Origin of the sequence: Microcoleus sp. PH2017_34_RAT_O_A (assembly GCF_020737885.1) — a bacterium.
Classification (GTDB): Bacteria; Cyanobacteriota; Cyanobacteriia; order Cyanobacteriales; family Microcoleaceae; genus Microcoleus.
The window spans coordinates 51,798-62,799 of record NZ_JAEQDD010000012.1 but is presented as its reverse complement, the minus strand read 5'-3'; the positions used below and the strand labels follow the sequence as shown (position 1 = coordinate 62,799).

Genomic DNA, 11,002 nt, shown 5'->3' with positions numbered 1-11,002 from the left:
CATAAAATACGATAAAGAATATTTTATCATCATCCTGTAGGGGCGAGTTCACCGAAATATATGACACCCAACGACAATTATAAAAACCCGCCCCCACCCCACCCAGAAATTAAGAATACATTGAATTTAACCATGTGGCAGGGAGGTTTTTGGGGGTTATTGGTTGGGTGGGGGCGGGTTTTTGAGATTGTTTGTTGGTGACAGAATTAATGGCGAACCCGCCCCTACGAATTTGGGTTATTGCGACATTGCAAATTGAGCGATAATTAATCTCCAAACCCATTACTATTTCCTTTCTTCTCTCCTCTGCACATCTTGCAACTGCTTCCCTATTTTTTCCACCATCTGCACATCTCCCAAAGTTTGATATCCCTCTTTTGCCAACTTCAAATACTGCATCGCTTCCAGATTCTCCCTCATAGATGAATAAACTTCTCCCAAACCGTAACGCGCCTCTGTTAGCTCTTCGATATCGTCCGGTTTTGCTCTACTAATCGCCTTTAAATAGTAGAATTTAGCCTGCGGCATTAGTTGCGATCGCCCTTGATACATTTCTCCCAACGTGCGGTAGATGGGCGGTGTCTCAACTCCCGCTGCTGGTAAGCTTTCTAGGATTTCTATTGCTTCGGCAATCAAGTTGGCGCTACGATATATCTGTGCGATCGCCAATTTCTGACTCGCTGCATTCGGTACTTGTTGCTCGATCGTCCGTACAGCCTCCTTAACCCCTTCAACCTCCTTCTCATCCAGCAATCGAAACTCTGTATCCCCCTCCCCGAGAGGACTTTCCGAAGAAACCCCCGTATTCGCCTCCACAATCAACCTGTACTTAAAACCCGGTTTCAGCGCCGGTTCCCCCGGATACACCGCCTCAGTACCGTTAACCGTCATTTCCCAATTTAACTTCGCTTTATTTTCGAGGATGCTCAACTTATAGCTAGTCGCACCCGCAACCGGATTCCAGCGCAAAATTGGCTTATTTCCCAACAATTTCGTCCGCCTCGGACTGATTATATAAGGAATTGGCGCCTTGTTCCAAACAATTTGATCGTCGCCGCGATCGGGACATCTAATTAAATTTTTATTGCACTCATCCTTCGACTTTTCGCTAGCCAATAAACAGCTATTTAATTGATTTTCACCCGCCTTAATTGACTTAATTCCTAAATCTGCACATTGAATCGTAATTTGTCCGGTTTGTGAAGTTTGCAGTTTGTCACCCGGATAAATCGGCGTACCCGCGCTGGGGCGAACATTTCTGCCATCTTGACGCTGTAGTTGCACTTCGCCGCTAATATTTAGGATTTGTCCGTTGGGTATTCTTGTCGTTGCTGCGATTGCTGGGGAAATTATCGGATTGTTGGCGGATATTTTGGATAAATTGGCGTCAATTCCGAAGTGGGGATGAGGCAAAATATCGATCGCAATCAACGTAAATGCGATCGCGCTTGCACCCATAACAACAGTCGTCTGTTTTTTCATTGACTTTTTCCTATTATTGGTAAACGTTCCTTTGCCATTTGGATACATTCATCTTGTTCTGGTATGCTGGGATTGGCAGATTTCAGCGTTTCTTGCCAATGTGTGAGTGCTTCTTGTGGTTTCCCTTTAGCTTCCAGTACCTGCGCTAAAAGGCATTGAGCTTCTGGAGTTTTATTGCTGAGAGATATTGCTTTTCTTAAGTCGGTTTCCGCTGCGTCGTATCGCTTTTGATTCAATCGCACCCAGCCGCGATTCTTGAAACAAGCTGATTTTACTCCATCAAATTGAGTTTGTTCTAAACACATTCCGATTACTTTTAAAGCGGATTCAGGTTTGTTTTTGATAATTAGCGATCGAGATATTTGAGCATAAGCTTCTGGAAGTCCTCGCCAGACTGCTTGTTTCATTGCTTCTCGCGCACACTCGTCTTCATTTAATTGATCGCACAGCAAAGATAAGTTATAGGAAGACTCGCCGTTAGTAGGATTGATTGATGCAGCTAGATTGTATGAAACTTTCGCGATTAAAAATTGATTGTTGCGGTGGTTTTTCATGCCAAATGTGTTGATCGCAGATGCCAGATGCGGGCCGATGAGTGGATAGCCGATCGCCAAACCAGCTAAACTGATGCTGGTACGCTGCATAAATTTAGTTGGAATCGTAAATTGCGGGTGGTTTGGGCGATTCCCTACGGGATAGCTTCGCTTCACCGGGGCTACATCATCTGTCGGTGCAGCGAAAGGGCGATCGCACTTTAATTCTAATAATTTTAATCCCTCAAAAGTTGGATGCTGGCAAAGCATTGGTATGCCACTCGCGCCAGGAAATTGATTTTCATAGCGCAGTAAATCATTCTTAGCTTTTCGTACTGCTAAAAATAAAGGTTCTTTGAGGGCTAAATATCTAAACAAAGACTTCACAAATTCCTGAGCAATAAAATCCGGGATTGGCGCCCGCATCACAATCACTGATGGCAAAGAAATACCTTCTGTGACTAAATCTGCTGCTATACCCATGCTCGAACAAGAATTAAAAATTAGTAATTCCAATCCTTTGACAATAGCTCGTTTGAGACCTTCTTTAAAGTCTTGTACGGTGACAGTATTGTCTGCAACTTCTTGATTTATATATAGCAATCCGTTGGCACCATTGATATCGCTATCGCTGTGCCCCGCATAAAATAAAACTTGCCAGCCTTTGTCATCAAATAACTGGTTGCGTAACTCTTGGGAATTTGGTTCTTGAAGAAATTGTAAGTCGCAGCTATCGCCCAGATATTTTGTGATTTCCGTTGCATCTTTGCTGACATCAATTCCCTGGCTATTACCTAAAATACATAAAATTCTGCCTCGCGAACCTAGAGGTATTCCCCCTATCATTGCCTCTTGGGGAGTTTTTTTGTATTCAGGGGAACTGCCGATAATTTCACAGTTATTGTAGTCTTCGCGAAACTGCCACACATCCCAAGGCAACTGCCAAATCTCAGAGTTATTGCATTCTAAAAATATTTCAACTAATTCGTCTCGGTTGCTAATTTCTGTTCTGAGTTTTACCTCTATTTTTCTGTAAAACTCATCAGCACTCAACCACTTGTTCATCTCTTTTTTCAAACCTTCATATATAATATTAGGCTTGTCTTCAGAGATATTTGTTTTGCCCGCAGGCTTGATTTTGATTCGAGAACTGCTTCTGTGATGTTGGGTGGCGCGACAACTAACTTTCCACCTTTTGTGCAACTCGTCAACCTCAGGTGCTGGCAGCAAGCTTCCTAAATATTTAGCGACAGTTTCTCCTTGTTTTTTCAACTCCGCTGTCACGCAAGAAAAACCTTGTTTAAAATCCCCGGATCCCAAAGCCAAGATAACTGTACTGCTCATAAATTGGATGTCATTGCAGTTAATCAAAGTATCATACCACAAAATTTTCTGTTATGGTAAAATCATCTAAAGCTACTCGAATAGTAAAGCTTTCTTCTGGGTCTACGTAAAAATCGTTGAGCAAAATGCACTTATTCTGAACAGTTGATTTTACTTCATGTAAATTTTCTCCTACATCAGAGATTAAGGACAATTTAATATTGGTTGGCAAGTAACGATCGCCGATCGCCGGATGCAACTGAACGTGAACTCTGACAGCGCGATCGCTATCTTCGGCAATCCCCACCAACAACGCAACAGTTGTCTTACCCAAACGCATTCCCAAATCAATCAACTTTGCCCGCGTGATATCAGCTTCGGGAAACATACTGATACTGCTTTGATGTCCGCGCGAAGTATCTTCCGATCTGGAATTGCCACCACTTCGGAATACAAAAGCTGGGCTTTCATCAGGAAAAATGAGCTCTTCTAAATTTTGTTTGCCTTCCTCAATTTTTTGCCAGCTTGTTTCTGCAACATTCTTTAACCAATTGCCTAAATTAGATTTGACCGGATTTTCAATCTCAGTCGGTTCAGTCTCGGGCTGCGGATCGAATATCGATTCAACAGATTCCCAATCCGATGTAAATATATTCTCCAACCACTGACGCAGATCGACTTTAGATTCATAGATTCTTTCAAGGTGAAGCAAGAAGTCATCCAGAGGATGTAAATCTCTCAATACTAATTCACCTGAATCCGCCGTCGGAGCAAATCCCAGCAATCTTGCTTCCTTGTCATCCTCATCAATTTCTACTACAATATAACCAATACGTTCCTCCCTAGCTTCGGTAGGAAAGCGGCAGATTTCAGGTAAATTTATAGCGGAATTTTGATTGCCATTTTCTCCTTGTTTGTGTTCAGCCCTAATTGGACGACACTCAATTTTGCCCAAGCCTTTAACATATAAATCTGCCACATTTTCAAACAGGCGAATTACTGGATTCCAGCTATCGCATTGAGTTAAATCAGTTTCAATATCTAATATTTTAAAATAATCGGCAACTACCAACACAGCCAAAGTGTTGAGATAAATCTGTTCAACTTTTTGCGGGTGTTGGTGTTCGCAAGCAAATTGCCATGCTAGATGAATTGCCTTTTGGGTAATTGGCATTGGCAATGATTGGGTTGTAGTAGTATTGTTCTTCATTTCCCGATTTTAACTCCTTGTATGATTAATAGCCACTGTCTTCTCGAAATTGTTGCAAATGAGGCCGACATTTCTTTCGGTAAAAGCTATATATTGTAGGATAAGCACAGCCAAACTCCGTTGCTATTGTGGTAAAATCTTTACCAGATGCTCTGCTTCTCAATATAACTTGACAAGTCAGATCTTTCCGCCCTCGAATGTACTCGTTTAATATCCCATCAGGATTAGTTTCGATCCAGTTTTTGACGTGTTCAAATAATTGAATACATTCGACTGTATGACTGTCATCCTCAGCAGGTAAAGTCTCTATTCGATCGATCGCAGTTCCGTCTTCTAAAACAAGTTGTCGATCGTCTCTCCTGCTATTTTCTCGATCTACCCTCACCGCCCAATTTTGCAGCCGTCGCTTCAAATAATAATTGAACCAAGTTATGACATTACCCCGATCGCGATCGTACTGAGTGCCGGTGCGGGATTCGCACAAATTGCTATAGAAAAACTCCCACTGTTCTTGGACAGCATCTTCATAGTAAGGTACCTTGTCTTTCCAGATCAGCCCCGAGTTTTTCATTTTAGTCACAAGCTGATTCAACAAACGTTTTAGCTTCCAAGAATTCGAGGCCTCCTCCCTAATTAGGGTGACAAGGCTGTCTAACTCTTGATAGAGAAGTTTGCGATCGCAATTTCGAGATTTTCCTGAGTCCCCAACAGGATCGGAGTCGTCGGATGAGTGGTCTTCCCCCTCGGAGGGGTGGGATTGATCGTTCATAGTGAAGTGCGGCCGCAACTTTGTTCCTACACTTATTTATCAGGGTGAGTTGAGTAGTTTTATGCGAAATTGTGAAAGTTTTTTGGCGGATGGTTGAAAGTCTTGCGGTGCGGTAGGTTTTGCTGTGAAATTAAATGTGAATTTTTGTTGAAACTTATGAACTCTCACCAAATAAACCCGGTTTTTGGGGTTAGCGCGTCAGAATTGAGAAACCGGGTTTCTGCGTAAAATCCGGTGGGGAGGCGAAAAATATCAGAGAAACCCGGTTTCTGGGCCTGGGCGCGAGAGGATTTACGCACTTTAACCAAAGAAACCGGGTTTTTAGGGAATTTTTCGACTACGGCGAAGTTTCCGCAAAAAAACCCGGTTTCTGGGCCCATGCGTGAGTCCTCAATCGATCGCCCCTAAAACCCCGCAAACACCCATCCTTCCGTACTTTTACCCAGTGTTTGCCAAAGTTTACAAAAAAAACTTGAGATTTTTGCATAAAACCACCGAGCTCACCCTGATAAGTAAACAGGAACAACAAAAAGGCAACGAGGTCAAACCTCAAACCCCCAAAACACCCGTTGTTCCGTACTTTCACCCAGTTTTCGCAAAACTTTCAAAAAAAACTTGAGAGTTTTGCATAAAACCACTGAGTTCACCCTGATAAATAAACAGAAGGGAAATTACGAACTGCGTAGGCGTAAGCCGGGGCGTAGCCATCGCACTTGTTGAGATTTATTCAAAAGTGCGATCGCCCGTAACTTCCCGATCGCAATCCGAACCAAATTCCCAAGCGATATGGGAAATGGGTTCATCCAATGTTGGCTTAGTCTATTTCCACGTTTGCATTTATTGTGATACGTATGTACGGCGTGTCGGCGGAGTTTATTTGTCAATTTTTAGCACACTTTGGATCTATTAGAAGACAACAATCATGGCTATTTCTCACATTGAATTAGATCCTATATTCCTAATAAAGCGAAAATTCAATTCCTCGAACAAAATGTCAACGCCAGTAAATATTTTATGGCGAGTGACTATTCTAATGACTCTGCAATTAGCTATTTTGTTTTTAGGTGAGCAAGCACAAGCTGGAGGTGGAGATCCAGTTGATTTAGACTCAGAGACTAGACCAAAAACAATCAATGCTACTGCCAACATTAAATGGGATAAATGGAGTCAGCCTTATTGGTTGAATACCCAAGTTTGTCGGGAAAAAAGTGGCGATCTTGCCTGTTTTAGCTCTGATACTGCTAGAAAAATGGGCTGGAATATTCCCGCCCGCAATTGATTAAATCACTCATCATTAAAGGAGTCAGATCATGAATTTCCAAAAAGTTCAAAAAATTACTGCGATCGCCATTGCTAGTGTTTCTATAGCTTTTACGGCACAAGCAGCTCAAGCAGCGGAAACTTTTCAGGTAAATGGCGGATATGCACTGAATACAAATAAGTCTTTTCGCTTGATTGACGGTAATCCTCGGATGTCTCTTTATCAACATAACATCAACGACCCTGACCAACAATTTGATCGTTTGTCGGGTAGCAGTAGCAATAGTATACTGTTGCGTCACGGTTCAACAGGCAAGTGCTTAAATGCTCATTATCTTTCCAATAATGCGGAAATTAATGTGTGGAATTGCAACGCTTCCGACCCCGATCAAAACTGGAATTTAGTGAATATTCCTAGTGGAGAGTTTTTAATCCGCCGCAATGGAACTAATCTATGTGTTGACTCTCCAACTCGTACTAATACTGGCAGGGTTCATCTAATTACGTGCGATTCTAATAATGCGAACCAGCGCTGGAAAAGTAGTGGTAGTAGTGTAAGTGGTAACATTGATTTACCTTTTGGTCGAGGTCAAAGTTGGTATGTTTGTCAAGGGTATCAAGGTAATCCTACACACACCAATTCCTATGCGTTAGATTTAACAGTCAGCAATCAAGATTTTGGTGCTACAGCTTGCTACCCTAGTGATGGAAGAAGTTTCAGTAAATCGGCTAACTATGATGTTCTTGCTCCAGCATCTGGCACTATTTCTTATGTAAATAGTGATTTAGTTTGTCTTTCAATTGACAATAGTCATAGTCTCTTAATTGGTCATTTCAATCGCACAGTTGCTAATGGTCAAAGAGTAAATGCAGGTCAAGTTTTAGGAAAAACTTCCATTGCTAATTCTAATAATGGTGGTTTTTCGCATATTCATTTAGAGGCTAGAAACACTGCTGGATGCCGGGTTGGAACATCAGTTCCTTTAACTTCTCAATATGGATTCCAATTACGAGGGGTAGGAGATTTACCTAATCTTCCTGGTGGTAACGATTATTTTAAACGTGGTTTAACCAGACCATAGTTTATTGGGAAAAAAGTGCGATCGCCCTTTATTTAAAATTAATTCGTAATCCCTCAATCCTAGGGACACTCCAAGAGCCCATTGGTGTCAACTTAATCAGTTGACACCCAAAATTGATTGAGAGCGATCGCGCCACCAATTTCTTAAGTTGACACCAATGAGCAGTGCTGTGTCCTTACAAGAGTGAAAAATCTTACGATCGCGAATAAAATCTCCTCTTTCATAAAATAAATATTCCAATGCTTGGTTCAGGATTTTGCTGACATCGTAGTCTTCGCTATCGCGAGCATTGCTGAGCAAGTTTTCTAAACGGTTCCAGCGGAATTCGCGGCGAAACAGGAAAAGACTTACTCTACGGTGGCGCTGGCGATGATTTTATCTACGGTGGCGCAGACAAACATATCATCTACGGCGAAGGCGAAAACGATACTCTCTACGGCTTCGGTGGCGATGACATCCTCGAAGGCAACTCAGGAACAGACCGACTTTTTGGCGAACTCGGCAACGATACTCTGAATGGCGGTACTGAAAATGACACCCTCGAAGGTGGCGACGGTAACGACATTCTGGATGGTGGTGATAATAATGACAGTCTGTTCGGACAAGTCGGTAATGATACGGTTATCGGCAATCGCGGCGATGACATAGTTGACGGCGGTTTGGGCAACGATTTGCTTCAGGGGAACGAAGGGCGCGATCGCATTTACGGTCAATCCGGCCTCGACACCCTGTTCGGCGGCGATGATAGCGACACCTTGTGGGGAGGCGATGACGCTGACATCTTGCAGGGAGAATCGGGCACTGATACCCTGTTCGGCGGTAACGGCGACGACACCCTGGACGGCGGCGAAGATAACGACAGCCTGTTAGGAGAAGCCGGCCGCGATATTCTAGCTGGCAACAGCGGCGACGATTTCGTTGACGGCGGTACTGAAAACGATACTCTCTCCGGCAACGACGGCAGTGACAAATTATACGGCCGCCAAGGCAATGATTTGTTAGAAGGCAATGCCGATAATGACCAACTGTGGGGTGGCGATAACGACGATACGCTGCTAGGACAAACCGGAGATGACCAACTGTGGGGTGAATCGGGCAATGACAGCCTCGATGGTGGCGATGGGTCCGATCGACTTTTCGGTCAAATCGGCAAAGATACCCTCTCCGGTAACAATGGAGACGACTACTTAGAAGGTGGTGCAGACGACGATAGCATGACTGGAGGTGAAGGGCGCGATCGCATTTACGGAAATGACGGCAACGACTTCGCCGACGGCAACAGCGGCGACGACTACATCGACGGTGGCGCTAACAATGATACTTTGGCTGGTGGTGAAGGGGACGATCGCATTTTCGGTCAAGCCGGCAACGACAGCCTAGAAGGTAACGACGACAACGACTTCCTCGATGCAGGTACCGGAAATGACACCCTGTGGGGCAACGACGGCGACGACGAACTCTACGGCCGCGAAGACCGAGATTTGATCGACGGCGGCCGTGGCAACGACCAAATCTACGGCGGAGACGCAGCCGACACCCTCCTCGGACAAGTTGGAGACGACAACATCGACGGCGGTTCCGGCGCAGACTCAATTCTCGGCGGTGACGGCAGCGATAACATCTGGGCCCAAGCAGGCAATGACTCGGTTTACGGCGGCGCTGGCAACGACAACATTTGGGGCAACGAAGACGATGACCTGATTTTTGGAGAAGCAGGCCAAGACAAAATCGACGGCGGTTCCGGCTACGACACCATCGATGGCGGCGCTGGCAACGACGAACTGTTCGGCGGTACGGGCAACGACCAATTATTAGGAGGTGCCGGCAACGACAAAATTGACGGCAGCATCGACGACGACAAACTGTTCGGAGGTGCCGGCAACGACTTGATATTTGGCAGTCAAGGGCAAGACACGATATTAGGCGAAGTCGGAGAAGACACTCTCTACGGTGGCGACGAAACCGACATGATGGACGGCGGCGCCAGTAACGACATGGTTTTCGGCGACTCCGGCGACGACACGCTGACAGGCGACTCCGGCGACGACACCCTCACAGGTGGTGGTGGCAACGACATGATGGGCGGAGGCAACGGCGACGACTTGATGTTCGGTGAATGCGACAACGACACCATGCTGGGAGGTGCCGGAAAAGATACCCTCGACGGCGGTTGCGGCAACGACTTGCTAACCGGGGAAGCCGGCAGCGACAACCTCTTGGGTAACGAAGGCGACGACAGTCTCGATGGTGGCAGCAGCAATGACACCCTCGATGGCGGTAATGGCAACGACTTCTTAAACGGCAACAGCGGTAACGACAGCCTCAACGGTAACGATGGCGATGACAGTCTCTACGGCGGCGAAGGAAACAACGTGCTCAAGGGCGCAAATGGTCAAGATACGTTGATTGGAGGCAGTAGTTCCGACATATTTGTGCTAGCACCAAGTTCGGGACTAGATCATATATTCTACTTCCAGGGCGATCGCGATTACCTCGGACTCACACAAGACCTCACCTTTGAGCAATTGCAAATCGTTCAAGGCGGCGAGAATTACACTAACGATGCCTTGATCAGCATCGCAGGCACCGGCGAACATTTAGCTTGGTTGAAAGATACTCAAGCCAAAACAGTTGACAGTTCTCGCTTTGTCTCCATCACTCCCGGCGGCGCGCTTCCCGCAGCTTTCAATACTCCCTCACCTGTGGATATTTTGACAGGCGAAACACTGGATAGCGACAATGTTATGAGTGCGGTCAATACGAGTTCTAGCACTGGCTTATTAAGCACGACTGCTGCACCAATTAGTCAGCCAAAAAGCACGACTACTGCACCAATTACTCTGCCAACCGGTACAACTACCGCACCAATTACTCTGTCAACTGCCACGACTACTGCACCAGCAAGTCTGCAACCATTGACAACAGGTACTAATTCAGCTACTGCAACAGCAACGTCTGCGAAAACTACCACGAATGACATCTTGTTAAATGGCGGTTCAATCCCAACCATGAAGACCTTTAGCGAAACCGACGATGACATCCTCGTCTACGACACAAAGAGCTTGTTGACTTCTCTCACCAGCGCTCAAACTCAGCCAATTCTGCCTTTGACTGGCACGATTGCTAGTAGTTCGATTATTCCAACTGCGAATACTGCTGGTAAGGACAACAGCCTATTAATTACTCCGGCTGCAAGTCCAATCAATCTACTAGGGAATAGCAGTTTGACTGGCACTTCTACCGTGAAGTAATTGTAGGTTTAGTTGAGGGCGATCGAATAGAGAAAAACCCGGTTTCTTGAAGAAACCGGGTTTTTTGCATGCAGTCCGCTCCAAGCGATTTG

The 11,002-nt window shown here is 45.2% G+C and carries 8 protein-coding genes and 1 pseudogene; 4 read left to right on the top strand and 5 right to left on the bottom strand.

Going from position 1 to position 11,002, the window contains the following annotated elements:
• Positions 1-285: 285 nt before the first annotated feature.
• The 4 genes from JGK11_RS06280 to JGK11_RS06265 are packed head-to-tail and all read right to left on the bottom strand — an operon-like array spanning position 286 to position 5,317.
• Positions 286-1,482 carry a hypothetical protein gene (locus JGK11_RS06280; RefSeq protein ID WP_293186633.1) on the bottom strand — a complete coding sequence of 399 codons (1,197 nt, stop codon included), beginning with the start codon at positions 1,480-1,482 and terminating at the stop codon, positions 286-288.
• The gene (locus JGK11_RS06275; protein WP_293186634.1) at positions 1,479-3,359 is read right to left on the bottom strand and encodes a CHAT domain-containing protein; all 1,881 of its coding nucleotides are present in this window, start codon (positions 3,357-3,359) and stop codon (positions 1,479-1,481) included. Before JGK11_RS06275 ends, JGK11_RS06280 begins: the two co-directional genes overlap by 4 nt.
• A 31-nt stretch (positions 3,360-3,390) precedes the next feature.
• The gene (locus tag JGK11_RS06270; RefSeq protein WP_293186635.1) at positions 3,391-4,548 is read right to left on the bottom strand and encodes a DUF1822 family protein; all 1,158 of its coding nucleotides are present in this window, start codon (positions 4,546-4,548) and stop codon (positions 3,391-3,393) included.
• A gap of 25 nt (positions 4,549-4,573) precedes the next feature.
• A complete protein-coding gene (locus JGK11_RS06265; RefSeq protein WP_293186636.1) occupies positions 4,574-5,317 on the bottom strand; it encodes a hypothetical protein in 744 nt (247 codons plus the stop codon).
• A gap of 1,033 nt (positions 5,318-6,350) precedes the next feature.
• Here JGK11_RS06265 and JGK11_RS06260 point away from each other — a divergent pair.
• The gene (locus JGK11_RS06260; protein WP_293189988.1) at positions 6,351-6,596 is read left to right on the top strand and encodes a hypothetical protein; all 246 of its coding nucleotides are present in this window, start codon (positions 6,351-6,353) and stop codon (positions 6,594-6,596) included.
• 31 nt (positions 6,597-6,627) lie between these two features.
• The gene (locus tag JGK11_RS06255) at positions 6,628-7,659 is read left to right on the top strand and encodes a ricin-type beta-trefoil lectin domain protein (RefSeq protein WP_293189986.1); all 1,032 of its coding nucleotides are present in this window, start codon (positions 6,628-6,630) and stop codon (positions 7,657-7,659) included.
• Between the two features lie 96 nt (positions 7,660-7,755).
• Here the strand turns inward: JGK11_RS06255 and JGK11_RS06250 are convergent, their stop codons facing one another.
• Positions 7,756-7,959, bottom strand: coding sequence for a hypothetical protein (locus JGK11_RS06250; protein ID WP_293189984.1), 204 nt, complete (start codon positions 7,957-7,959; stop codon positions 7,756-7,758).
• A gap of 23 nt (positions 7,960-7,982) precedes the next feature.
• On the opposite strand from JGK11_RS06250, the pseudogene JGK11_RS32820 reads away from it, so the two are divergent.
• Together JGK11_RS32820 and JGK11_RS06240 are read left to right on the top strand one after the other, a co-directional pair.
• Positions 7,983-8,285, top strand: a pseudogene (locus tag JGK11_RS32820) (calcium-binding protein); the annotation flags it as partial.
• Between the two features lie 45 nt (positions 8,286-8,330).
• On the top strand, positions 8,331-10,910 hold the full coding sequence (locus JGK11_RS06240) for a hypothetical protein (protein WP_293210989.1): 2,580 nt from the start codon (positions 8,331-8,333) through the stop codon (positions 10,908-10,910).
• Positions 10,911-11,002: the final 92 nt, after the last annotated feature.

What these genes read in the sequence shown, in the direction of transcription:
- JGK11_RS06280 (WP_293186633.1), bottom strand. Translation starts at nt 1,482, where the DNA reads ATGAAAAAACAGACGACTGTTGTTATGGGTGCAAGCGCGATCGCATTT.
- JGK11_RS06275 (WP_293186634.1), bottom strand. Translation starts at nt 3,359, where the DNA reads ATGAGCAGTACAGTTATCTTGGCTTTGGGATCCGGGGATTTTAAACAA.
- JGK11_RS06270 (WP_293186635.1), bottom strand. Translation starts at nt 4,548, where the DNA reads ATGAAGAACAATACTACTACAACCCAATCATTGCCAATGCCAATTACC.
- JGK11_RS06265 (WP_293186636.1), bottom strand. Translation starts at nt 5,317, where the DNA reads ATGAACGATCAATCCCACCCCTCCGAGGGGGAAGACCACTCATCCGAC.
- JGK11_RS06260 (WP_293189988.1), top strand. Translation starts at nt 6,351, where the DNA reads ATGACTCTGCAATTAGCTATTTTGTTTTTAGGTGAGCAAGCACAAGCT.
- JGK11_RS06255 (WP_293189986.1), top strand. Translation starts at nt 6,628, where the DNA reads ATGAATTTCCAAAAAGTTCAAAAAATTACTGCGATCGCCATTGCTAGT.